Below are 25,460 nucleotides of genomic sequence, written 5' to 3'. Positions count from 1 at the left end.
GCCCTCAAAATTTATTATAGCCAAAGGATTATTTTCTATACAAAAAAATAAAAAACATTTAGGTGCCTATAAAAGTGCAACCTAATCATATGGACAAAAGAAAAGATGAGGGATGTTATGGAGAATCGAATAAGCAAGGGAAATCAAATAAACAATGAAATTCAAATAAGTAAAGAAGTTCAAAAGGCGCTTGACCTCTTGAATTATAAAAAGCTGACGAACGTTCAGAAAAAAGTTGTACCAGTTGCTTTAGCTGAAAAAGACGTGATCGTTAAAGCGCAAACTGGAAGTGGAAAGACGGCTGCTTATGCCATTCCATTGTGCGAGAAAGTGGTTTGGGAGGAGAATAAACCGCAAGCCTTAGTATTAACACCGACAAGAGAGTTAGCGGCCCAAGTAAAGGAAGAAATCATTAATATAGGCCGTTTTAAAAGAGTGAAAGCAGCAGCGGTTTATGGAAAACAATCCTACGAAAGACAAAAAATAGAGCTAAAGCAAAAAAATCATATCGTAACTGGCACTCCAGGACGAGTTCTTGACCATATCGAGAAGAAGTCACTTGATACAACAAATATTCGATATTTGGTCATTGATGAAGCTGATCAGATGCTGAATATGGGATTTATTGATCAAGTGGAGGCCATTATCGCGCATATCCCAGCTGACAGAGTGACAATGTTATTTTCAGCTACGTTTCCTGATGGAGTAGAGGAGCTTTCTAAGCGCCATATGAGACTTCCTGAATATATCGAAATTACATCAACAGAAGCAAGCCGGCCAAATATTAACCATGCTTTAATTGAAATAGATGCTGTTGAGAAAGAAGACGTGTTAAAAGATGTGTTAATAGTAGAAAATCCTGATAGCTGCATCATTTTCTGCCAAACGCAAGTAGAGGTAGATAAGCTTGAAAAATCCCTTTTAAGAAGCCAATATCCTGTACAAAAATTACACGGGGGAATGAAGCAGGAAGACCGTTTTGATGTAATGGATCGGTTTAAAGAAGGTGCTTTTCGTTATTTGGTGGCAACAGGGGTTGCTGGCAGAGGAATTGATGTCGCTGATATAAACCTTGTCATTAACTATGATGTACCTGCCGAAAAAGAAAATTATGTGCACCGGATTGGGCGGACAGGCCGTGCAGGGAAAAAAGGAAAAGCGATAACCCTTGTTACTCCGAGAGAACATGGATACATTGATGATATTGAAGATTTTATTGGTGAGCAAATTACACGAGTACCATGTCCTGTAAAAGAAGAAGTAAGAAAAGCCGTGAAGGCGTTTCAGAATAAATTAGAAAAGAAACCGCAACTAAAAGAAAACAAGGCAAAAAACCTGAATCAAGATATTATGAAATTGTATTTTAATGGTGGAAAGAAAAAGAAATTACGTGCGGTTGATTTTGTAGGAACTCTCTCTTCCATAAATGGCATACAGTCAGATGATATCGGGATTATTATCATTCAAGAAAGAGAAGCTTATGTTGAGATCTTAAATGGAAAAGGCCCGCTCGTTCTTGAAGAGATGAAACATCGTACGATCAAAGGCAAGCAATTAAAAGTTCACCCTGCGAAAAAATAAGCGAACTGCCAGTCTAGTACTGGCAGTTTTTTCTATAAAAATGTTCACGTTTCGTTCAATCAGATTAAGTGCATTTTACTAATAGGTTGTTTATAATAGACATCAATAAAGATATTGTGAATCATTTCACTAACTCGATTTACTCAAGTTAAAAAATAGGGGAATGAAACGATGACTGAACTTAAACAAATTGCAAAATCATATAAAATGACTAAGCTTGCTCTTATTATCACAGCGATTTTAACTGGTGCAACAGTGATTGCCCAAGCCTATTTCATTGTCACGATTGTCGATGAAGTATTTGTACAGGGCAGTGCATTTACAGAACTCATCCCACTATTCGGCTGGCTTCTTGCGGCACTTATTGGGAGAGTGGTCCTGACTCATATAAACGGATTACTTGGTGTTAAAATGGCTGCATCAGCTAAAGCCAAGCTTAGAAAAACATTAATTGACAGGCTGGCAGCGAATCCGCTTCAAGCATCGATAAAAGGACAGTCTGGAAGAAAAGTCAGTGTGCTGATGGATTCAGTGGATGAGGTGGATAGTTATTTCAGCAAGTATATCCCGCAGGTCATCCAGACCTCTGTTATTCCGCTGATGATTTTGATTGCCGTTTTTCAAGCGCATATCTATACCGCGCTGATCATGATTATAACAGCACCATTTATTCCATTGTTCTATGTGATCATTGGGTTAAAAACAAAGCAAAAGTCAGAAGAGCAAATGGATAAGCTCGCCTCATTTTCCGGGCGCTTTTTAGATACACTTCAAGGGTTGACGACATTAAAATTATTTGGTCAGGCTAAAAAGCAAAAAGAGACGATTCGTGAGAGCAGCAAGGGGTTTCGCGAAGCGACAATGGATGTATTAAAAATTGCCTTCATCTCCTCATTAATGCTCGAATTTATCTCCATGCTGGGAATTGGCTTAATTGCTCTTGAAGTAGGATTACGTTTAATCATTTTTGAGAGCATCACGTTTCATGCAGCCTTCTTTGTTCTCGTATTGGCACCGGAATTTTATATGTCGCTAAAAGACCTCGGCAGTGCCTTTCATACAGGGCGAGGCAGTCAAGGGGCTGCTAAAAAAATTACCGATGAACTGAAGGAAGAAAGCGGGAAAGTAAACTGGGGTGACGCTCAAATGAAGAGTGATGAAGTGCCGCCTAAAATTGAGTTGCATCAGCTTGAGGTCACATATGGTGATGGAGATTTCACTTTACAGGACATTAATACAACAATTAAACCATATGAAAAAGTAGCCATTATCGGACGCAGCGGATCAGGAAAAACAACATTGCTTCATACGATCGCCGGGCTGCTTCCACGCACTGCGGGAGAGATCATGATCGACGGTTTGCCACAATCAAAATATAAAGAGTCGGAATGGTTTGATCAGGTTTCCTATATTTCACAGAACCCTTACTTGTTTGCTGGCACTATTGCTGAGAATATTGCGATTGGAACAAGTGGTGAGGTAACTCGCAATGATATTGTTGAGGCATGCGAAAAAGCAGGCTTAACTGAGTTAATCAACGAGTTAGAAAATGGCTATGATACAGAAGTCGGTGAAGCCGGACGAGGACTTTCTGGCGGTGAGAAGCAACGGCTCGCAATCGCTCGTGCGTTCTTAAAGCAGCCCAAAATTATTCTGTTTGATGAGCCTACGACCGGCTTGGATCTGAAAACAGAAAGAATCCTGCAAGCGTCAATCGAGGATCTTTCTAAAACATCAACTGTAATTACAGTCGCTCACCGTCTTCATACGATACGCCATGCAGATCGCATTATTCTCTTAGAAAAGGGTGAAAAGATCGCAGAAGGTCGTCATGAGGAGTTATTACAAACGTCTCGCGAGTACCGTGAGATGGTTCAGATTCAACGAGGAGGGGAGACTCGATGAAAGAATTAGCGAATGTGGCGGCTTTATTGCTTTCACAAAAAAGAGACATTGTCTATTCAGTTCTTTTAGGTTTCTTAGCGGGTCTTGCTGCCATAGGGTTGTTTTCTGCAAGTGGATATTTAATCTCCAAAGCAGCCCTCGCCCCTCCGCTTTATGCATTATCCATCATGATTGCGTTATTGAAGTTGTTCAGTATATCAAGAGCAGCAGCCAGATACGGCGAGCGGCTGTTCTCACACCGAGCAACATTTACTATGCTAGGGGACCTGAGAGTGTCCTTTTATGAGAAGCTTGAACCGCATGCCCCTAATTTATTTACTAAATACCGGAGCGGTGACCTGCTTGCGCGAGTGGTCGGTGATGTGGAAAGCCTGCAGAACTTTTTCTTGCGTGTATTCTATCCGCCCCTTGTGCTTGGGCTCGTTTTTTTAGCAACAATCATGTTTTCAATGTTTTACTCATTCTATATTGCCTTATTGCTTTTATTTGGCTTGCTGTTAACAGGCATTATTCTCCCAGCTCTTTTTGCAGTCAGCCTGAAGAAAAAGAAAAATGCCGTGCGAGTGGAACGGGCAAAGCTATCAACCGATGCCACTGAATTCATGCATGGGTATCGCGACTTGAAAATTTATCAGAAGCTAAATGAGAAACAAGGTCTGCTTGAGAAATCAGCTGCCTCCTATGTTAGGGAACAGCAGATTGAAGGGAATGTAGCAATGGTCAATCAAACAATTCATCAAGCTGCCTCTCTTATGATTTCATGGGGCGTCCTTCTTTTAGGTGCCTATCTTGTAAGCGGCGGACAGCTAGATGGAGTGTTTCTTGCGATGCTCGTGATGATTTCGTTAACAGCATTTGAAAATGCAGCTCCAATGGCCGTTTTTCCGAACCATTATGAGGAGAGCCGTAAAGCTAGCAGCAGATTAAATGAAGTGGTGAAGGATGATAAGCAAGAAAATCCAGAGAGCCCATTGTCACTAACTGGTGCACCATCTATTCGAGTGAACAATCTGCAATTTTCATTTGAGGGAGATTTTAGGCCGGCATTAAGAAACATTTCAGCGGTCTTTCCAAGAGGCTCCAAAACAGCGATTGTCGGTGCAAGCGGCTCTGGAAAATCAACCTTGATGCAGCTTTTGTTAAAGGTACAAAAAGCAGACTCAGGTGAGGTTGCTTTTAACGAAACATCGATTAACGATGTATCAGACGAGAGTATATGGACACATGCAAATGTTGTTCTTCAAGAAAATCATTTCTTTTACGGCACAATTAAAGATAATTTATTAATCGCTAAAGATGATACATCAGATGAAGAGCTGATTGAAGTCTTGCGCAAAGTGGAACTAAGCGGGTTTCAGCTAAAGGATCAGGTATATGAAAAAGGAGAAAACTTATCTGGCGGCGAGAAGCAGCGTCTTGCCATTGCAAGAGCGATGCTAAAAGGAAAGTCTCTATGGCTGTTAGATGAGCCGACCTCTTCACTCGATTCTCTAACAGAAAAGAACATCTATAGCCATCTATTCCAACAAGCAAAAGACGATACGATGATTTTCATCACACATCGCCTGACAGGGCTTGAATATATGGATCAAATTATTGTGATGGACCACGGGGAAATCGTGGAATCAGGAAGCTATGAAGAGCTTATGGCGAAAAAGGATTACTTCTATGAGATGAAACAAGTGGAAAGAGAGATGGTTGGATAAACCTATATAAATAAACCGAGTGAAGGATGCTCGGTTTATTTTTCTATGATCGTTTTAGGGGTTGAGTGGTATAATTAGCTATTCGAACATACGATGTCATTTAAATTTCTTTTTGAGGGGTGATGTTTATGATCTTGGTTAGCTCTTGTTTGGCTGGGTTAGAAGTAAGATATAACAGCAAACATAGTTTAGATAAAAGAATAAGAAAATTAGTTGCGGAGAATCAAGCTATTACTATTTGCCCTGAACTGCTTGGTGGATTTTCAACACCTAGAGAACCAGCCGAAATATTAGGAGGCGAGGGTGAAAATGTGCTTGATGGAAAAGCTAAGGTGATCAATAGATGTGGTGAAGATGTAACAAGTCTATACCTAAAAGGAGCTTATGCCACTTTAGAAACAGCTAAAGATATCAATGCAACAATAGTGATTCTTAAAGAAAACAGCCCTTCCTGTGGTAGTACAAAGATAGATAACGGTGAATTTAAAGGTGAAAAAATTCCAGGAAATGAGGTTACCTCAGCTTTACTTAAAAGAAATGGTTTCCGAGTGATTTCTGAAGAACAATTTGTTGAAAATATACTGTAGTTTTTAAAGTGTTGTGATTAAATGGAATATAAACAAGCGGATGAAATATACTTAGACTTCAATAGGAACTAAAGCAAAGCTGAGACTCCATATGGCATAAGCCCGAGGAGGCTCAGCAGCTTCTCATGGAAAACGTAGTATATTTCGGGAGCGGCGTGATTGTTTATCAGGACTCTTCAGGCAGGTCTTTATAGCAGAACCACCAATCAAAACATTCAACCTCACCAGCTTCTGCTTCCTCAATCCTCTTTTGTACTTTCATCACATCAGATGGAGGAGCTAAAATGACCTTATCCCCAATCAACTCATTGTTTGGCCAGTTTGCCGGCATTTTCACATCGTATCCGTCTGCTAGCTGCAGAGCATGAATAATCCGAAGTAATTCATTAGTATTACGGCCGACTTCTGCAGGATAATTTAAAATGATACGAATATGACCTGTTGGATCAATGATAAAAACAGACCGAACCGCTGTCGTGCCGCGTTCTGGGGCAATCATGCCGAGACGTTTTGCCACATTACCCAATTCATCTGCTATGATTGGGAAGTTAATTTGAATTCCTAAGTTATTTTGAATCCACTCCATCCATTTCATATGCGCAAATACAGTATCAATCGACAAGCCGATGAGCTGTGTGTTCAGCTGCTGAAATGCCTGTTCATTCGTAGCAAAAGAATAGAATTCAGTTGTACAAACTGGAGTGAAGTCTCCCGGATGGCTGAACAGCATGACCCAGCTCCCTGCGTAGTCATCGGGCAGTGTTTTTTTCCCTTGAGTCGTCTGAACGACAAAGGTAGGGAGTAGGTCACCTATCTTTGGTGGGATTTCTTGATGTGGCTGATCCATTCATAAACCCTCCTTTTTTCTTCTGAAATATAATATTTGCCTAGGTGGAATTATATGAATGGATCGTTTTGCAGCTAAAGATATATAGACAGCTCTAAGTGTTTGCTTTTAATGATTTTAACTCTCCAAGCACTGCCGCAAACGCCTCTCCTTGCTCATCAAGATTTTCACGTATGTTGCGGAAAGGATCACCTTCCGAACGTAACCGCTCGATTACTCGTGGAATCGTAAAGTCATCAGGTGTAAGTTTGTCACCAACCTCCTCCCAATAAAGTGGAGTAGCCACAAGTCCCCGTCCATGACCTCTGGTTGAGTATGGAGCAATGATTGTTTTTCCAGCATCATGCTGAATGTAATCAATGTATAAACGACCGCCACGATTTTTCTTCAGCCGCTCAATGGTAAATATCTCAGGGTTTTGTTCGCATAAATAAATACTGACAAACTCACTAAATGCTCTAGTTTGCTTATATGAAAATGCTTCCTCTGGCAGCGGGAGATAAAGCTGAAGTCCTTTATTCCCTGACGTTTTCACATAAGAGGTGAGATGAAACTGATCAAAGATCTCCTTCATCTGTAAGGCTGCTTGAACAGCTAGTCCAAATTCATCTACACTGGGCGGATCAAGATCAAATACTAATTCTGCAGGCTTGGTTTGATGAATCGTCTGATACGGGATGTGAAACTCAAGTGCTAATTGATTACCAAGCCACAATAAGCTTTTAAGGTCATTGCAAAGTATATATTCAATATCCTCATCGACTGCCGTTTGAATGAACGATGGGGCATAATCAGGCGTGTTTTTCTGGTAAAATGACTCATCTTCTGCTCCGTGTGGAAACCGAATAACAGTTAACAGTCTGTCTTGTAAAAAGGGAAGCAAGAATGGAGCTGCTTTTTGCAAATACAAAAGATAATCATCCTTCACTAGATGAATAGATGGCCAAACTGGCTTGTCAGGATGAGTGATTTCAACTTGTTTAGGGATAGGGTGGAGCTGTCTTTGTAGAGAATTCCATGTGCAATCATCCGGTTCTGCGTCCATCAAAAATGAATCAAACTGAGGTTCACGAAGCTGTTTTCCATCAAAGCCGATAGAAGCTATATTCACCACGATAGATGGTGGCAGGGTCCACGTTTCTTTCCCTCTTTTTTCGCCATTCTCCTTAAATAATTCAGTTAGAGTCGTGTACTCCTCATCCTTCATTCCGTGTTTAAAATGAGTTACAGCAGTCAGCTCACCATCTTTTAAAACGCTGCCTTCAAAATATCCGTTTCCTTTATCATAGGCGGTCACTATTAATTGAACATAGCGCCAGTTTTTAATTTTCAACCAGTCTTTTGAGCGGGTAGATCGGTACGTACTCGTCTTTTTCTTTGCTACAAGACCCTCGCCATTATGTTCTGTAACAAAGTCAAAGAGTTCCTCTCCTTTCTTAAATGTTTCGATGATTTGCAGAGGAGACGTATCTTTTGTTATGCCTAATACTTTGCATAGCTTATCTAACTGTTTTTTTCGTGTGAAAAGTGGATTCTCCATAAGAGATGTGCCGCTGATTTTTAGGAGGTCAAATATGATAAAATTCATCGGATGAATCCTGCTGTGATGAGTGATGGTTTCTTTTGTCCGCAGTTTCCCCCTCTGCTGCACTAATGTGAATTCACTTTGATAAGGGTTCAAAAGGTGAACCAACTCGCCGTCTAATATAAGAGGGAGATATTCTTTTACTAGCTCATATTTAGTGCGGCACCACTCAATGACTTCTGGAAAGTTTGCGGTTAATTCTTTTTCGTTCCTGCTATAAAGTCTCGGCGTTTCATTTTCCCAAACCAACAGGCAGCGATAACCATCGTACTTTGCTTCGTAGAGCCATTGGGTGCCTCGGGGTATGGTTGGATTAGAGTGAAGAAGCATCGGTTTCAAGTGTAAAACCTGCCTTTTCTTTTATATTGGTATCGTTTGATAGTATCGTTTGATAAATGCATTCTTCTATACATAATTCGAGACAAACTTCTGCATAGTAAGAAAAAAAGCAGGTGAGAAAATGCATACAGTATGGAAAGGAAGCATTAGTTTTGGACTTGTCAATATACCAGTGAAACTGCATACAGCAACTGAAAACAAAGATATCAAATTAAGACAGCTCCATAAAAAATGTCACACACCGATCAATTACCAAAAAAGGTGCCCCGATTGTGAAGAGGAAGTAGCTCAAGAGGATATCGTCAAAGCCTATGAATACGCCAAAAATAAATTTGTCGTCCTTGACGCAGAGGATCTTGAGCAATTAAAAAAAGAACAGGAAGAAAAAGCAGTAGAAATTATTGATTTTGTGAAGTTAGAGGAAATAGATCCGATTTATTTTGAAAAAAGTTATTTCATGGCACCCGATGCAGGCGGGGCAAAAGCATATAGTCTTCTAAAAGAAGCATTGAATGAATCAGGAAAAATTGGCATCGCCAAGATTATCATACGTTCTAAAGAGCAGCTAGCTGTTGTGCGTGTATACAAAGAGGGCCTGATTATGGAGACCATTCATTTTCCAGATGAGGTTCGAAATATAGAAGATGTACCAAACTTGCCTGAGGGGCAGAAGATTGTGAAGAAGGAATTAGACACCGCCTTGTTGTTAGTTGAACAGCTGACGACCACGTTTGACCCTGAAAAGTACCATGATGAGTACAGAACCGCATTGATGGATCTTATTGAAGAGAAGAAAACGGGCAAGAAGACCGTTACAGCAACAGATAAAAAGCCGAAAGAATCGAATGTCACTGACTTAATGTCGGCGCTGCAAGCATCGATTGATAAGACGAAAAAGAAAAAGCCTGCTCCAAAGAAGCGGACAACGGCTAAAGCTAAGAAAAACGCATAAGGCTGGTGCTGGCAAGGTAGGGCTAGGGAGCCATGGTATACATTCAGACGATTTATGTGTCAATGTCAGCGCTTATTGCGCGGGTGTTATAATTATTTGTATTCGTACACCTCATTATTGCGTCGCTTCAAGTGTATTGCGCCTGTTCAGCCAGGATATGCGTCAGTGATAAGTCTAATTGTATTGATTCACCTTATTATTGCGTCACTTCCAACACAAAAAGAGAGCTGCGAAAATGCAGCTCTCTTTTCTTATGAGGAAATAACCTTTAGATGTATTTTCCGGTTTTTTCTCGGGCCGTCAAATTCACAGAAATACACACCTTGCCATGTGCCAAGAACAAGCTGTCCATTTGAGATAATAAGGGTTTGCGCGTGGCCGACAGTGCTTGTCTTTAAGTGAGCGGCCGTATTTCCTTCTGCATGACGATCAAGTTCATGCTCCCACGGATATACTTCATCTAGTCTTCTTAGGAAATCTGTTTTCACATCAGGATCCGCATTCTCATTGACCGTAATTCCTGCTGTTGTATGAAGAGATGAAGCGATCACAATCCCGTCACCTACTCCAACATCTTTTAACCAATGTTCAATTTGCGAGGTGATATCAATCATCTGATCTCGGCTGTTTGTATCGATATGTAAGGTTTTTTCCATTGCTACCCTTCCTTTCTTTTCCTTTAACGCATCATTATCGTATCATTCATATTGTACCCTTACTATAGAAGACAGAAACATGAATAGAAAAAAGCCGCTGCCCGAGGCTGCGGCTTTCTCTATTAATAAAAGTAAGGGAAGAATAAACTGCTTAATAAGAAGAAAGGGAAAAATTGACGTCTAAATCTGCGGAATCTTCTAGGGTAACGGCCATAATAGCCATAAGGATATTGACGCTGATTGTTGTTCATGTTGTTATCATAATCATCATCACCAGCAGGCATCAGCATCGTAACCCCTTCTTGATTGACATCCTCAATGATTCCATCGTACATACTTCCATCATTTGTACCAAATTGTACTAAATGCTGCATGAATTGAGTACAGAAATTATACATTTCTTCTTGAGAAGGTTGATCCATCTGTCCATTTCCATTCATCATCTCAGGCGGCATTTGTCCATTCATGCCTGGCATCTGCATCTGTCCGTTGCCATTCATCATTTCAGGCGGCATTTGCCCATTCATACCTGGCATCTGCATCTGGCCAGTACCATTCATCATACCCGGCATCATCTGTCCATTCATACCGTTTTGCATATGGTGATCTCTCATTGCGTTTCTGTTCATGTGTAACATAGTTAATTCAGCCTCCTTGTTTTGCTCTCATCGTTAGCCTATTCATGACCTAGTCAAATGACACAAAAAATTGCAAGAGATATTTAAAGTGTCCAGGCATTATATTTCATTTTATGAATACCGTTTTTAGAGGAGCAAAGTACGGCACAGAAAAGATAAGATAAGAGGGGGGCGGGAATTTGCAAATTCATGTGGTGGTACCGGGAGATTCGGTCTGGTCAATCGCTAGACAATATGAGATCCCTTATCAGATGATTGTAGATGCAAACCAGCTAGAAAACGCCGACCAGCTTGTTGTAGGGCAAGCGTTGGTCATTCCATCAGTCGGGAGATTTCACTGGCTGCAGCCTGGTGAGAATATTTGGGAAGTGAGTCAACGGTATCACATTCCGCCAGAGCTGATAACTCAAGTTAATCAAATTCATTCTACACGCGACGTGCATGTGTGGAAGAGGTTGTATATTCCGACCGAATACCGTCAAAAGCCTGCTATTGATGTGGGTGGTTATATTGATTTAAATATTACAGGGGAAGATTCGGCAAATGTTGTAGGGGATAAGGCCCGCTATTTAACATTTGTGATGGTATTTAGTTACGAAATGAACTACGATGGAACGCTTCGTCCGATTGATGATCAAGCGATTATAAATACTGCATACAGTCAGAATGCGATTCCGCTTATGGTCATTACAAATATTGAAGATGGTGGCTTCAGCACAGAGCTTGCTACTGCTATTTTGCAAGATGAACAGCTGCAGGACCGGCTGCTCGACGAAGCGATCGCAATTATGGAGGAAAAAGGCTACTTAGGACTTGATTTTGATTTGGAATATTTAGGATCAGAAAATCGAGAAGCCTATAACAATCTTATGAGGAAAGCAAAAGAAAGATTGGATGAAAAAGGATTTTACTTATCGAGCGCGCTTGCACCTCAAGTGGAAGAGGGGATGGAAGGGGTCTTATATGAAGGTCATGATTACCGGACGCATGGCGAGGTCGCTGATTTTGTCTTTTTAATGACCTATGAATGGGGTTGGACAGGAGGACCTCCTAGAGCTGTTGCGCCAATTGACCAGGTAAGGCGAGTGATTGAGTTTGCCGCCTCTCAGATGCCTAATGATAAAATTATGATGGGCATTCCGTTGTACGGCTATGATTGGACTCTGCCATTTGTCGCAGGTCAATCACGTGCGAGAGCCATTGATCATCAAGAAGCGATCAGGCTTGCTGCCACATACAATGCAGCCATTGAATATGACCAAACCGCTCAATCTCCCTATTTCAGGTATGTTGATGAAGAGGGCCGCCAGCATGAAGTGTGGTTTGATGATGCAAGAAGCATTCAGGCTAAATTCGATCTTGTCAAAGAATTTGGGCTGCGTGGTTTATTTTACTGGGTGCTCGGCTGGGATTTTCCACAAAACTGGCTTTTGCTTGAAGACAATTTTATGATTAATAAACGAGTGTAAGTATTTCACCTCTAAGCCCTGTGGTTTAGAGGTTTTTTGATTTCCAACAACACCCTGATTGATGGGGGGCTGTTTTGCAAATAGTTAAAGAGTATAAGTTAAACTTCAATAAAGGATGGGAAAAAATGACACGTCTTTTAGTAAGTGTACTACTGTTCATGGCCATTATGATGCCCCATTCTGCCTTAGCAAAAGAGGAAGCTGCGCCAATCATGCTTGTGGTCAAATCATCGAGTGATGCTGTTCATCAAACAGAGCTTGAGATTCGGTCTTCTCTTGTCAACCGAGCACTGCAAAACATAAAACCCATTCAAAAGGTCCGGGAAATCCCTTTCTCTACCCGCTCGATTTTAGTTGATCAAGGGTATCGTGTACAAGCTTTTTCAATTGATGAAAGAGGGTATTTATATGACCCCTCAACTATGACCAAATATCAATTTGAAAAAGAGGAGATATGGAAGAAGCTAAGTACGTTCTTTACCGGGCTAGAAGAAGAACATTTTGGTGAATTGATGGAATGGGAAGAAGTGGATAAACTCATCCCAAGGTATACGAGTTTTACGATTTCAGACCTTGAAACAGGACTAAGTTTTCGAGGACAGCGCAGAGCAGGAGCGAATCATGCGGATGTGCAGCCTTTAACATTAGAAGACACAAAAATCATGAAAGAGATATATGGCGGAAAATGGAGCTGGGCGCGTCGAGCGATTCTTATCCAACATGACGGCCGTGAAATCGCTGCTTCTATGCATGGCATGCCGCATGGGGGCGGGGCCCTTGCAAATGGATTTCCAGGTCACTTTTGTATTCATTTTGCAGGGAGTGTAACACATAAAACGAAGAATTTGGACTTGTCTCATCAAGTAATGATACACAAGGCTGCAGGGTTAGTTGTTCCTTTTGTAAAGCAGCAAACGCCTGAAAATATCGTACATTTATTAGCAACAGCATACAACCATAATGATTCAGACTTGGCCAAATTAATTCATATACCTAAAACCGACATCCGAACGGAAGAATTAAAACAGATAGAGATTATGCGAATCACAAAAGAGCACACACCTAGCTTAGATAACCTTCTGTACCGGGAAATACCCTTTACGTACAGGTTGTCTGAGAGAGGGAAAAAGGAAAGAGAACTCACAACCACATTCCGCTTACAAAGAGAATCTCCTCTAAGTGAATGGAGAATGATTAGAACCGCAATCAATTAACATTGCGGTTCTTTTTGATAATATAGTGAGATATTCACTCAATTAGTAAAAAAACGAAACTGTCTCATGTTGGAGGCAGCTTCGTTTACAATTCCCTTTCTATTCATCTACATCAACTTCAGGCGGGAGTTTATTAGGCGCACGAGGAACATCGCGCGGTGTATAATCAATTTCCTCCGATGAGAAGACTTTTACAAGCAAGGTTCCGTGATACGTTTTAGCGAGGATCAAAATCGGCTGATTATGCCTGTTAGTAAAGGCAAAGTCAGGGCCATACCAGCTGACTGTTGCATCTCTTCCTGGCGGCACGTACGTCACACGTTTTGAATGCGTATAACGCTCAATGATGTTCATGCCAGCTTTATCTACGGCATTAAACAAGGTCGATGAAACCTGACAAATGCCGCCGCCGATTCCTTCCGTTAATTCACCGCGCACAATGACTGGTGCTGGAAGGTAACCTCGCTCAGGTGTCCTCTTGCCCACCGCTTTATTAAAGGAAAAGCGTTCATTTGGAAAGACAACATAATTATTAATCGCTTCAGCTGCGAGGGTAATATTATGGGCTCGTTCCTTGTTGTGTGAATTGAAATAGGTAACATAGGCACCCATCTGAACAGCGCGGATCTCTTTTAACAGTTCTTTATCTACTTTTGCAAATAGAGTAAAGGTCGGCACGTCAGTTGAGACCCGTTCGCTTCCGTAAAAATACTCAAAAAATAACTCTCTAAACGCTCTGCGGTCTAAGGTTATCCCAGTTTCTTCAGGGATAATCTGGCCAAATTCATCAAGCTTGGCATTTACAGGATCCATGTACACCTGAGTGGCAATGGTATCCTCAAGCTCAGCGTATTTATCCTCATCTACAGCAGCTCTGCCAAGAATGCCATCTGCAAATTCAGTGCGATGAATGGTAATCAGTGTTTCACCGTCATGGGTTAACGTTAGAGTTTCTTCACTCGGCATAAAAGAAAATAAAAGTATGATGGATAGTAGTGCACTTGACATTTTAATGGTAATCACCCCTCAAACTAGTATGAGTCTGGGTCTAGATTTTCATTCGAAAAAAATCGACAGTGCCGGGGTGTTCCGTTGTATAATGGACTGATGCAGAATACGAACAAACAAAGAAAGGAGAGTAAGCGATGAAAGGTTCGTTTGAGCAAAAAAATAAGCCGGACATTGATCCAAAAGATCCACGATTTAAAATCGCTCATCGAGAGGCGCTGATTGGAGTCATTTTAGTCATCATAAACTTCGCATGGTGGTACGGCTTTGCATATGGACTTGGCTCTAAGCCAGTGAGTGAATATACATATATATTCGGACTGCCTGCATGGTTTTTCTACAGCTGTGTAGTTGGATTTCTCGTTATGGTTGTTCTCGTCATTATTGCTGTAAAGGGATTCTTCAAAGAGGTTCCGTTTGAGGATGAGGAGGGGGAGTCTAAATGAACTGGCCCGTCATCATTCCACTGATTATTTTTTTAGCTTCAATTTTTGTCGTTGGTTTTTGGTCTTCGAAGTTTTTAAAGCGGTCTGACTCCTTTTTACAAGAATATTTCCTAGGGAGCCGGGAACTTGGCGGCTTTATATTAGCGATGACCATGATTGCTACATACGGCAGTGCTAGCAGCTTTATCGGCGGGCCTGGCATCGCTTATACCCAAGGATTAGGCTGGGTACTACTTGCAATGGCGCAAGTGGCTACAGGTTATTTTGTCTTAATGGTGCTTGGGAAAAAATTTGCGATCTACGCGAGAAAATACAAAGCGATTACGCTTGTTGACTTTTTAAAGCAGAGGTATCAAAGCAAGTGGGTCGTGCTGTTTTCTGCCTTCAGCATTATTATCTTTTTATTTTCAGCTATGACTGCCCAGTGGGTTGGCGGTGCACGATTAATTGAGTCGCTAACTGGGTTAAGTTATACGTCGGCTTTATTTATTTTTGCCGTTGCGGTCTTATTTTACGTTATTATCGGGGGCTTTAGAGCTGTTGCTTTAACGGATACGATTCAAGGTGTGGTCATGGTATTTGGTACATTGATCATATTAATTGGGACGATTATTGCAGGGGGCGGGATTACGAACATTATGCAGGATCTCGTCGCTGAAAATCCGAATTTGGTTACCCCGTTTGGGCTTGACGGTGGATTGACGCCTGCTTATGTCTCATCTTTTTGGATTTTAGTCGGAGTAGGAGTTGTCGCTCTGCCGCAAGTAACCGTTCGTGCGATGTCTTATAAAAATGCCAAGGCGATGCACCGCGCCTTGATTACTGGAACAATTGTTGTCGGTTTTATTATGCTTGGAATGCATTTGATCGGTGTATTTGCACGTCCGATTCTTCCAGGCATTGAAGTGGCTGACAGTGTCATGCCGCTTATTACATTGGAGGTTCTGCCGCCATGGCTTGCCGGCATCGTACTCGCAGCACCAATGGCAGCGATCATGTCAACGGTGGATTCCCTGCTTCTTTTAGTCAGCTCCACTGTTGTTAAGGATGTCTATTTAAATTACATTAAGCCAAATGCTGCTGATAAAGAGGTAAAGAAAATCACCATAGGAACAACCTCGGCTCTCGGTATTTTAGTGTTTATGCTTGCGTTAAGCCCGCCTGATTTGCTTATTTGGTTAAATTTATTTGCATTCGGAGGACTTGAAGCGGCCTTTATATGGCCTGTTATTATGGGACTGTATTGGCAAAGAGGGAACAAACACGGTGCTCTCGCTTCGATGATTGTTGGAGTGGCATCCTATATTCTTATTCATACCTTTGCGCCGAATTTATTCGGATTGCATACCGTGGTGTTCCCAATCGTATTATCCTTTATTTTCTTTGTGGTCGTCAGTTTACTAACAAAGCCTGCAAATGAAGCTGTCCTGTAGAGGGCAGCTTTTTCATTTATCTAGCAAGTTATAAAAGCGAATTATTTATGAACTAATATATATAAATGTTCGTAAATGGTGTAAAATACCTTGATTATATCATCTGATTCGCGTTATCATTAGTTAAAACCAATCATTTGATAAAGGGGTCGTTACATATGTATGGTGTGCCAAATACAGTGAATGCCAAAAAAATGCTGCTATTAGGATCAGGTGAATTAGGAAAAGAAATGATCATTGAGGCTCAAAGACTCGGAGTGGAAACGATTGCTGTTGACCGTTATGCGGGGGCACCAGCGATGCAGGTCGCTCACAGATGTCATGTGGTAAATATGCTTGATGCAGAAGAACTGCGCAAAGTGATTGAATTAGAAAAGCCAAATCTCATTGTTCCAGAAGTGGAGGCCATTGCAACGGATGCATTGGTTGAGCTTGAAGGAGAAGGCTTTAACGTCGTTCCTACTGCAAGAGCGACGAAGCTTACTATGGATCGTGAAGGAATCAGACGTTTGGCAAGAGAAGAACTAGGTCTGCCAACAGCGAATTATGCGTTTGCTGACTCTCTTGAAGAATTAAAAAAAGCGGTTGCTGAAATTGGTACACCATGCGTAATTAAGCCGCTTATGAGTTCTTCAGGAAAAGGACAGACACTTTGTAAAACATTTGATGATGTTGAATCCTCGTGGAATGAAGCGATTGAAGGCGGACGCGGGAAAAGCACACGAGTCATTGTTGAGGAGTTCATTCACTTTGATTCAGAAATTACCTTATTGACTGTCCGCTCTGTATCAGGGACTTCGTATTGCGCACCAATCGGCCATGTGCAAAAGGGTGGAGATTACATACAATCATGGCAGCCGCACCAAATGTCAGCTGCTCAAATCGAGGAATCACAGCAAATTGCTAAAAAGATTACTGATGAACTAGGCGGATATGGATTGTTTGGCGTTGAATTATTCTTAACAAAGGATAAAGTATACTTCAGTGAAGTGTCACCGCGTCCTCATGATACAGGCCTTGTTACATTAGTCACGCAGAATTTATCTGAATTTGCTCTTCATGTTCGTGCGATTTTAGGGCTGCCTATCACTGAAATCGAACTGCATTCAAACGGCGCAAGCCATGCGATTAAAGCAACAGAAGCAAGTAACACTTATCAAATGACAGGTATGGAAGACGCTCTAAGGGTTCCTAACACACAATTACGGATCTTTGGAAAACCGAATGCCCTCAAAGGAAGACGTCTTGCTGTCAGCTTAAGCACGGCTGATACAGTGGACGCGGCATGTGAACAGTCAAAGAAGGCTGCAGAGAAAATTGGCATTATTTATGAGAAGGAAGTCCAACCGATTAATTAAAAATCATTCCATTGTTTGTAAGCTGGAAAACATTGAATCTACTCCCTTTATTCGTCCATAGATGTCACTTAACATCTCACCTATAATGAGGGGAGCGAATAATAAAGGATGATCGGCATGGATAAAGAACAAGCGATTTCATTATGTGAGGACCTTCTGAGGAATGAAGAAGAAGTTTCAGAAGTGACCTATCTCTATCTATCTTGGAATATGAAACAAAACTATGAAACCAAAACATTCGAATGGCTCTTAGCTAACGCCACATTGCTCGCATCTCTTCAGGAACAAGCTGCAGCAGATGAGATTTTTATTGATATGCTAAAGAAAATGAAAAGCTATCAAGATGCTGTCAAGCTGATGAAAGACCCGGAGGAAGTAAGAGAATTTAACCGTTATACGAATGTGGTTCCGTTGTTTAGTTGAGTTGGTGATGCCCTTAACACTTAGTGTTAAGGGTTTTTTTATATTTAAAGAAAGTCTTAGAGATTTAGAGAAAGAGGAACTTTACTCAAATTATAGAACTCTTTATAAAAGGGGTGTGAAGGTTCTAATGATTGTACTTTATAAAGTTGATGAGATGTACGTTGATGAGCTAGCAGCATTGTTCGAAAAGGAAAAGATAAAAGTTCAATATTTTTCCTCTCTTAATTCACTACTAGACCAAGTAATGAATCCAATGATCATAGTGACTCCTGCGATATACAAGAAAGAGTTAGAGCATATTCCTTTGCCTATTATTCCTATAATGATTACTTCTTGGGACATTCAAGAATATATAAATCATAATAAGGAAACAAGTTATAAAGTAGTTGGAACTCAGGATGAAATAGATTGGTTGAAAAGAAGTGATTCAGCGTCTTCTTTTGTATTATTAAAAGATGCTTCCTCTATAGCAATAGATGATCGCACTGCATACATAGCACCTATTTGGCTGAAAAAAGAACTTGTTCATATACCGCTTCAACATCTCAATTTTGTCACACCAGGTAAAGCTGTTTTAATTAATATTGTTCAAATTGCAGCCTCCATGCTGACTTTTACTGAAGAGGTAATTAGGGACCGTTATCAAGTTGATGCCATACTTGATTCTGATCATGATGGGATTGTAACGGTTGACAAAGACGGAATAATAAAGCTTGTAAATCAACATGCTAAACGAATTCTTGGGTTAGATAACCACAGTATTGGGCAGAATATCACCTCTTATATACCTGATTCAGATATGTTACGTGTTTTGAAGACAGGTGTCGTAGAAATGGGAGATCTTGCAACAGTTCATGGGCGTAAGTTAGTGATTAATCGCTATCCCATTAAAATTGGTAAGAAAGTGATCGGTGCTGTCTCGAATTTTAAAGAAATTACTGATATTCAGAAAGCTGAGCTGAAACTTAGAAGAAGGTTACATGAAAATGGGTTAGAGACGGTATATTCCCTAGAGGATATTGTTGGACGATCCCCCATTATCCACTCTACTAAAAAACTTGCATTAAAGTATGCTGCAACAGACTCAACCGTATTAATCACTGGAGAGTCGGGTACTGGAAAAGAACTATTTGCCCAAGGAATCCATGCTTCAAGCAGGCGTTCATACGGGCCATTTGTAGGGATCAACTGCTCTGCACTTTCTGAAAATTTACTTGAAAGCGAGCTGTTTGGGTATGTTGAAGGTACATTTACTGGTGCGTTAAAAGGTGGAAAACAAGGGCTGTTTGAATTAGCTCATGGAGGCACATTATTTCTAGATGAAATAGGAGAAATACCTCAAAGAATTCAAACTCTTCTCCTTCGCGTGATACAGGAAAAAACGGTCAGGCGCGTTGGAGGAGATAAAATTATACCTGTAGATGTTCGCATTATAGCTGCTACAAATCGTGAACTTGAACTTGAGATCAAGGAACAGCGTTTTAGAGCGGATCTTTATTATCGATTAAATGTACTTGCGTTAGATATTCCTCCCCTACGAGAACGGTTAGAGGATATACCGGACATCGTAGAGATGTTTATGTCTGAGTTTAATAAAGAAAGAGGTTCTATTATTTTAGAGGTTGAAGAAGGCGTTTATCGAAAATTAAAGGAGTATGAATGGCCGGGTAACATTAGAGAACTTAGAAATGTTGTAGAAAGAATGGTTGTCTTAGAAGAAGGTTCGGTATTGAAAGCGGATAATCCATTTATCCCGTATATGGAAGAAAGGGAAGTAGCTAGACAAGCAGGGCTGAAAGAAAATGAGCAGCATTTAATCGTACATGCTCTTGAGAAATATGATAATAACCGAGTGCTTGCAGCTCGCTCCTTAGGTATTGATCGAACCACTTTATGGAGAAAAATAAAAAAATATAATCTATGATGTTGCAATCTGCAACATCATTGTTGTTTCTTGCAACTTAATGCAACCTTTATCTCTAAAGTAGTGTACTTTTATGTGGATTAAAATTGGCACAGTTCTTGCTTGTTATTTAGTACCAGCTCATTATTCAAGCAAAGCGGGGGGATAGGAAAATGGACTCTACACAGATTTGGGAAAAGATGTACATTGATGGTAACTGGTTGAATGCTTCGAATAAAGAAATGATTGAGGTTGTAAATCCCGAAAGTCAGGAAGTCATAACCGCAATACCACGTGGGCAAAAGCAAGATGTGGCACACGCAGTGACAGCAGCTAAGAAAGTGTTTGATTCTGAATCTTGGCAGTCATTAAAGCCTTCACAAAGGGGTAGAGCTCTTAATGAAATAGCAGCTAATTTAAGAGAGAATAAATCAGAATTAGCCAATATTGAAACAAGTGATACAGGCAAACCATTATCTCAATCAGAAAATGATGTAGAAAACAGCGCTCGTTATTTTGAATATTACGCTGGAATGGCAGACAAGATGTTCGGGGAAACCATACCAGTGGAACCTGGAATTCTTGATTATACGATTAGAGAGCCTATTGGGGTAAGTGCACAGATAATCCCCTGGAATTACCCCTTGCAAATTGCTTCTAGAAGCATAGCGGCTGCAATCGCCACAGGTAATACAGTTGTTGTGAAGCCGGCTGAAGATGCTTCACTCTCTATCCTAGCACTAGGGAAACTGATTGCTGGTAATGAGACATTGAAATCAGCTTTGCAAATTGTTACTGGTTACGGTCATGAAGCAGGAGATGCTTTGATTAATCACCCTGACATTGACCATATTACGTTTACCGGTTCTTATGATACGGGAGTCAAGGTGATGATGGCTGCAGCTAAACAAATCGTACCCGTTACATTAGAGCTTGGAGGTAAGTCACCCCATATCGTTTTCGAAGACTCTGACTTAGATGAAGCTGCTAAAGTAATTGTCCGATCATTTATTCAGAATGCAGGCCAAACATGTTCTGCCGGTTCTAGATTAATTGTACACCATACAGTCAAAGAACAATTACTGACGAAGCTAGTTAAGCTGATAGAATCTATCTCTATTGGTCCTGGAGCAGAGAATAACGAGTTAGGACCAATTATTACAAAAAAACAGTTCGACCGAATTCAAGCAATGGTTGAACAGGCTAAATTAGAAGGGGCCAATGTGATTACTGGAGGTAGACCAGCAGAGGTCATTCATTCAAGAGGTTTTTATTACCTGCCGACAATTTTAGATCGAATTTCTCCAAAAAGTGAGATTGCTCAAGAGGAAGTGTTTGGACCGGTACTTACTGTATTTGACTTTGAAACCGAGTCAGAAGCAATTGGTCTTGCTAATGGGACAGCTTACGGGTTAGTGACAGGTATCTGGACAAAAGATATCTCGCGTGCTCACAGGGTTAGCAACAAAGTAAAAAGCGGTCAAGTATTTATAAATAATTACGGCGCTGCAGGAGGGGTAGAAATGCCTTTTGGCGGTTATAAGAAGAGCGGTATTGGCAGGGAGAAGGGTGTTGAAGCTTTGCAAAATTATACACAGCTAAAAAATATTGCAGTCAAAGTAACATAAAAATCTACTAAACTATAAACGTTTGTGAGGTGTGTTCGCTTGAAGCATTTTTCTATTTCTGTCATTGCAGGGGATGGGATCGGTCCGGAAGTCATGCGTGAGGGATTAAAAGTCGTTGAAGCAGCTGAAAAGCTTCATGGAGGGGTTCGCTTTTCATATGAATCATACGGATGGGGGTGTGATTATTACTTAAAAAACGGAATGATGATGCCAAAAGATGGGCTTGATCAGATTAGAGATTCAGATGTCATTTTATTTGGTGCAGTTGGTGCTCCTGAAGTGCCTGACCATGTATCAGTTTGGGAACTGATCCTTCCTATACGGCGGACGTTTCAACAATATGTCAATCTTAGACCGATTAAACTGCTTAAAGGTCTTGAGAGTCCATTACGTCATAAGACGCATGATGACCTAGATTTTCTAGTTGTAAGGGAGAATACAGAAGGTGAATATTCAAATATTGGGGGGAGGCTGCACGAAGGAACCCCTTATGAATTAGCAATCCAAAACAATGTTTTTACGAAATTCGGTACAAAAAGAATTTTAGAATATGCATATACTTTAGCCAATAAAAAACAAAAGAAAAACATGACGATTGCAACTAAATCAAATGCTATTAACTTTGCAATGCCTTTTTGGGATGAGATAGCAAAAGAAATAGCCGGTCATCATCCTGAAATAGAAACGAATATCTATCATATTGATGCTCTAGCAGCCTACTTTATCTCTAAGCCAGAAGAATTTGATATTGTTGTCGGCAGTAATCTATTTGGTGATATCTTAACCGACTTAGGTGCAGCGATCGTAGGAGGGTTAGGGTTAGCTCCTTCAGGAAATATCAATCCTGACTTTCATTACCCCTCTATGTTTGAACCGATTCACGGGTCTGCACCGGATATTGCAGGAAAAGGAATTGCTAATCCTATTGGGCAGATTTGGAGCGTTGCAATGATGATGGATCACTTAGGTTTAACGGTACTAAGTGAGCTGATTATCCAATCGATTGAAGAGGTACTTCAAGAAGGGCTTGTACGCACACCAGACTTAGGAGGGAATTCGTCTACAGTTGAAGTAGGAGAGGCTATTGTCCATAAGTTTAAGCAATTAAGTCAATTCGTTAATTAATCTAAGGTGGTGAGAGGTGTGGCATTACAATTAGCAGGTAAAACCGCAGTGGTAACTGGGGCAGGTTCTGGCATGGGAAAAGCTGTAGCACAGCTATTTGTTCGCGAAGGGGCCAATGTTGTATTTGCTGATATTAACATGCAGGCAGCTGAGGACGCAGCAAGTGTTTTTTCAAACGATACGACTATCACCGTTAAAGCAGACGTAGCAAATGCTAAAAGTGTCCAGTCTTTAATCTCTGAAACAGTCGAAAAGTTTGGAACCCTTCATATTATAGTTAATTGTGCGGGAATCCCTCAATCATTTACTCAGATTGAAGAGTTAGAGGAGGCAGAATGGGATCGTTTAATGGATGTAAATACAAAGTCAATCTTTCTAACAACTAAATATGCTGTACCCTATTTCAAAAAGCAGCATTCTGGATCTATTATTAATGTTTGTTCAATTGCTGGGGTTAGAGCTAGACCAGGTTTAAATGCATACTGCGCGTCCAAAGGTGGAGCAATTATGCTCACTAAAGCATTAGCGATAGAATTAGCTCCATACAAAATCAGGGTGAACGCCATTAACCCTGGACCAACTGAAACACCAATGATTTCTCAATTCCTCGCTGATGAATCAAAGAATGAAGATATAAATGATATTTTTGTGAAAAGCATGCCATTAGGTGCGTTGATACAATCGGAAGAAATCGCTCAGGCGGCCCTTTATTTATCAACGGATGCAGCCAGAAGTGTTACAGGAGAAATTTTAAATGTAGATGGGGGAAGAGGAATTTAGTTTTTTATATGGAAAAATAACAGAAAATTAAGAAAAAGTAAATGTATCTATCCTCCTAGACCTAGTTACGAATCTTTATTCCTTGATTTCTATTTGAAAGGAGCTATTACGTATGGCTAATAATCAAATTGATCCAAATGATCCTCGATTTAAAATTGCCAACCGTGAGGCATTAATCGGTGTGGGGTTAGTACTATTTAATTTTATCTGGTGGTTTGGTTTTGCGTATGGATTAGGGTCTAGGCCGGTAGAAGAATATTCATATATATTTGGGCTGCCTTCTTGGTTTTTCTATAGCTGTGTAGTAGGTTTTCTAATTATGGTGGTATTAGTAATAGTGGCAGTAAAAGGTTTCTTTGTAGAAGTTCCATTTGAAGATGAAGAAGAGGAGGAGATTCAATGAACTGGGCAGTAATGATTCCTTTAATCATCTTCTTGCTTTCGATCTTTGTAGTTGGTTTCTGGTCATCACGCTACATTAAATCTTCAAATAACTTTCTGCAGGAATATTTTTTAGGAAGTCGTGAGCTTGGTGGATTCATTTTAGCGATGACTATGATTGCTACGTACGGCAGTGCAAGTAGTTTTATTGGCGGACCAGGTGTAGCTTATACTCAAGGACTCGCATGGGTGCTCCTAGCGATGGCTCAAGTAGCTACAGGTTATTTTGTATTGATGATACTTGGTAAAAAGTTTGCCATTTATGCTCGTAAATACGAAGCGATTACATTAATTGATTTTTTAAGAAAACGGTATAGAAGCAAAGGAGTAGCTATTTTTTCTGCAATCAGTATTATCATTTTTCTCTTTTCTGCAATGACTGCACAATGGGTTGGCGGTGCAAGATTAATAGAATCACTTACAGGCCTTAATTATACGTCCGCATTATTTATTTTCGCGGTTGCAGTGTTAGTTTATGTAGTCATCGGCGGCTTTAGAGCGGTTGCACTAACAGACACGATTCAAGGTGTTGTAATGGTTGGTGGTACTCTCATCATTTTAATAGGGACCATTATAGCTGGAGGTGGGATTAGCAACATTATGTCAGACCTCATAGCTGAGAACCCGAATCTTGTAAGCCCGTTTGGTCATGATGGCAGCTTAACACCTGCCTATGTATCTTCTTTCTGGATTTTAGTTGGAGTTGGGGTCGTGGCCTTACCTCAAGTAACTGTGCGTGCTATGTCTTATAAAAGCTCGAAGGCGATGCATCGTGCCTTAATTACAGGAACTATTGTTGTTGGATTTATTATGCTTGGTATGCATTTGATCGGGGTATTTGCACGCCCCATTTTACCTGGAATTGAAGTTGGAGATTCTGTTATGCCGCTTATTACATTAGAAGTTCTCCCTCCATGGCTGGCAGGAATTGTCCTAGCTGCACCAATGGCTGCTATCATGTCAACAGTTGACTCCTTGCTTTTATTGGTCAGCTCAACTGTAGTAAAAGACGTTTACCTTAATTATGTCAAGCCAACTGCTTCTGATAAACAAGTGAAGCGTATAACGCTTGGTGTAACTACTTTACTAGGTGTGCTTGTCTTTGCTTTGGCATTAAGTCCGCCTGATCTATTAATCTGGTTAAATTTATTTGCTTTTGGTGGTCTTGAAGCAGCATTTATCTGGCCGGTTATTATGGGACTGTATTGGAGTCGCGGGAATAAACATGGTGCGCTTGCTTCAATGGTGGTTGGGGTAGGTACCTACATTCTTATTCACACATTCAGTCCAAACGTTTTCGGAGTTCATACGGTTGTTTTTCCAATCATTCTTTCATTTATCGCGTTTGTGGCAGTTAGTTTAATAACAAAGGATCAATCGATTTCAACGGAAAACCAAGTGAATGCTTAAGTTATTTTTTGAAGGGAGATGTGAAG

Annotated in this window: 22 protein-coding genes; 17 read left to right on the top strand and 5 right to left on the bottom strand. The window is 40.6% G+C overall.

Annotated features, from left to right (window positions below; all coding sequences use genetic code 11):
• Positions 1-117: 117 nt before the first annotated feature.
• The 4 genes from PQ478_RS12300 to PQ478_RS12285 all read left to right on the top strand — a co-directional run bounded on the left by PQ478_RS12300 (position 118) and on the right by PQ478_RS12285 (position 5,779).
• The gene (locus PQ478_RS12300; RefSeq protein ID WP_289234441.1) at positions 118-1,581 is read left to right on the top strand and encodes a DEAD/DEAH box helicase; all 1,464 of its coding nucleotides are present in this window, start codon (positions 118-120) and stop codon (positions 1,579-1,581) included.
• A gap of 171 nt (positions 1,582-1,752) precedes the next feature.
• The gene (cydD, locus tag PQ478_RS12295; protein ID WP_289234440.1) at positions 1,753-3,486 is read left to right on the top strand and encodes a thiol reductant ABC exporter subunit CydD; all 1,734 of its coding nucleotides are present in this window, start codon (positions 1,753-1,755) and stop codon (positions 3,484-3,486) included.
• Positions 3,483-5,192 carry a thiol reductant ABC exporter subunit CydC gene (gene cydC, locus PQ478_RS12290; RefSeq protein ID WP_289234439.1) on the top strand — a complete coding sequence of 570 codons (1,710 nt, stop codon included), beginning with the start codon at positions 3,483-3,485 and terminating at the stop codon, positions 5,190-5,192. The genes cydD and cydC overlap by 4 nt, the downstream gene beginning before the upstream one ends.
• 128 nt (positions 5,193-5,320) lie before the next feature.
• Positions 5,321-5,779 (top strand): 2-thiouracil desulfurase family protein, encoded by a 459-nt coding sequence (locus PQ478_RS12285; protein ID WP_289234438.1) that lies wholly within the window; start codon positions 5,321-5,323, stop codon positions 5,777-5,779.
• 166 nt (positions 5,780-5,945) lie between these two features.
• Here the strand turns inward: PQ478_RS12285 and PQ478_RS12280 are convergent, their stop codons facing one another.
• Together PQ478_RS12280 and PQ478_RS12275 are read right to left on the bottom strand one after the other, a co-directional pair.
• Positions 5,946-6,626: a peroxiredoxin gene (locus PQ478_RS12280; RefSeq protein WP_289234437.1), complete on the bottom strand. Its 681-nt coding sequence runs from the start codon at positions 6,624-6,626 to the stop codon at positions 5,946-5,948.
• A gap of 94 nt (positions 6,627-6,720) precedes the next feature.
• On the bottom strand, positions 6,721-8,541 hold the full coding sequence (locus tag PQ478_RS12275) for a DNA ligase D (protein WP_435521083.1): 1,821 nt from the start codon (positions 8,539-8,541) through the stop codon (positions 6,721-6,723).
• A gap of 130 nt (positions 8,542-8,671) precedes the next feature.
• On the opposite strand from PQ478_RS12275, the gene ku reads away from it, so the two are divergent.
• A complete protein-coding gene (gene ku / locus PQ478_RS12270) occupies positions 8,672-9,502 on the top strand; it encodes a non-homologous end joining protein Ku (RefSeq protein ID WP_289234435.1) in 831 nt (276 codons plus the stop codon).
• A 251-nt stretch (positions 9,503-9,753) separates the two neighbouring features.
• Here the strand turns inward: ku and PQ478_RS12265 are convergent, their stop codons facing one another.
• Positions 9,754-10,158: a secondary thiamine-phosphate synthase enzyme YjbQ gene (locus PQ478_RS12265; RefSeq protein ID WP_289234434.1), complete on the bottom strand. Its 405-nt coding sequence runs from the start codon at positions 10,156-10,158 to the stop codon at positions 9,754-9,756.
• Positions 10,159-10,280: 122 nt separating this feature from the next.
• Positions 10,281-10,796, bottom strand: a complete 516-nt coding sequence (locus PQ478_RS12260) for a hypothetical protein (protein WP_012959089.1) — start codon at positions 10,794-10,796, stop codon at positions 10,281-10,283.
• Positions 10,797-10,975: 179 nt separating this feature from the next.
• Here PQ478_RS12260 and PQ478_RS12255 point away from each other — a divergent pair, with 179 nt between their 5' ends.
• Positions 10,976-12,265: a glycoside hydrolase family 18 protein gene (locus PQ478_RS12255; protein ID WP_012959088.1), complete on the top strand. Its 1,290-nt coding sequence runs from the start codon at positions 10,976-10,978 to the stop codon at positions 12,263-12,265.
• A 125-nt stretch (positions 12,266-12,390) separates the two neighbouring features.
• Positions 12,391-13,479: a hypothetical protein gene (locus PQ478_RS12250; protein WP_289234433.1), complete on the top strand. Its 1,089-nt coding sequence runs from the start codon at positions 12,391-12,393 to the stop codon at positions 13,477-13,479.
• A gap of 99 nt (positions 13,480-13,578) precedes the next feature.
• Here the strand turns inward: PQ478_RS12250 and PQ478_RS12245 are convergent, their stop codons facing one another.
• Complete coding sequence (locus PQ478_RS12245; protein ID WP_075682882.1) at positions 13,579-14,487, bottom strand: VanW family protein; 909 nt, start codon at positions 14,485-14,487, stop codon at positions 13,579-13,581.
• A 137-nt stretch (positions 14,488-14,624) separates the two neighbouring features.
• Between PQ478_RS12245 and PQ478_RS12240 the strand changes: the two genes are divergently transcribed.
• The 10 genes from PQ478_RS12240 to panF (PQ478_RS12195) all read left to right on the top strand — a co-directional run bounded on the left by PQ478_RS12240 (position 14,625) and on the right by panF (PQ478_RS12195) (position 25,434).
• Positions 14,625-14,933 carry a YhdT family protein gene (locus PQ478_RS12240; RefSeq protein ID WP_075682883.1) on the top strand — a complete coding sequence of 103 codons (309 nt, stop codon included), beginning with the start codon at positions 14,625-14,627 and terminating at the stop codon, positions 14,931-14,933.
• On the top strand, positions 14,930-16,366 hold the full coding sequence (gene panF / locus PQ478_RS12235; protein WP_289234432.1) for a sodium/pantothenate symporter: 1,437 nt from the start codon (positions 14,930-14,932) through the stop codon (positions 16,364-16,366). Before PQ478_RS12240 ends, panF (PQ478_RS12235) begins: the two co-directional genes overlap by 4 nt.
• A 158-nt stretch (positions 16,367-16,524) precedes the next feature.
• A complete protein-coding gene (gene purT / locus PQ478_RS12230; protein WP_289234431.1) occupies positions 16,525-17,724 on the top strand; it encodes a formate-dependent phosphoribosylglycinamide formyltransferase in 1,200 nt (399 codons plus the stop codon).
• A gap of 117 nt (positions 17,725-17,841) precedes the next feature.
• Positions 17,842-18,147, top strand: coding sequence for a hypothetical protein (locus PQ478_RS12225; protein WP_251189218.1), 306 nt, complete (start codon positions 17,842-17,844; stop codon positions 18,145-18,147).
• A gap of 127 nt (positions 18,148-18,274) precedes the next feature.
• Positions 18,275-20,071, top strand: coding sequence for a sigma-54 interaction domain-containing protein (locus tag PQ478_RS12220; RefSeq protein WP_289234430.1), 1,797 nt, complete (start codon positions 18,275-18,277; stop codon positions 20,069-20,071).
• Positions 20,072-20,223: 152 nt separating this feature from the next.
• Positions 20,224-21,678 (top strand): aldehyde dehydrogenase family protein, encoded by a 1,455-nt coding sequence (locus PQ478_RS12215; RefSeq protein ID WP_289234429.1) that lies wholly within the window; start codon positions 20,224-20,226, stop codon positions 21,676-21,678.
• Between the two features lie 39 nt (positions 21,679-21,717).
• The gene (locus PQ478_RS12210) at positions 21,718-22,803 is read left to right on the top strand and encodes a tartrate dehydrogenase (protein ID WP_289234428.1); all 1,086 of its coding nucleotides are present in this window, start codon (positions 21,718-21,720) and stop codon (positions 22,801-22,803) included.
• An 18-nt stretch (positions 22,804-22,821) separates the two neighbouring features.
• Positions 22,822-23,583 (top strand): SDR family oxidoreductase, encoded by a 762-nt coding sequence (locus tag PQ478_RS12205; protein ID WP_289234427.1) that lies wholly within the window; start codon positions 22,822-22,824, stop codon positions 23,581-23,583.
• 112 nt (positions 23,584-23,695) lie between these two features.
• Entirely contained in the window at positions 23,696-23,986 is a 291-nt protein-coding gene (locus tag PQ478_RS12200) for a YhdT family protein (protein WP_022627843.1), read from the top strand.
• Positions 23,983-25,434 carry a sodium/pantothenate symporter gene (panF, locus tag PQ478_RS12195; RefSeq protein ID WP_289234426.1) on the top strand — a complete coding sequence of 484 codons (1,452 nt, stop codon included), beginning with the start codon at positions 23,983-23,985 and terminating at the stop codon, positions 25,432-25,434. The genes PQ478_RS12200 and panF (PQ478_RS12195) overlap by 4 nt, the downstream gene beginning before the upstream one ends.
• Positions 25,435-25,460 lie beyond the last annotated feature (26 nt).

Origin of the sequence: Alkalihalophilus pseudofirmus (assembly GCF_029094545.1) — a bacterium.
In the GTDB taxonomy this organism is placed as follows: domain Bacteria; phylum Bacillota; class Bacilli; order Bacillales; family Bacillaceae_D; genus Alkalihalophilus; species Alkalihalophilus pseudofirmus.
The sequence above is the reverse complement of the archived record's forward strand: the minus strand, read 5'-3'. Positions and strand labels throughout refer to the sequence as shown.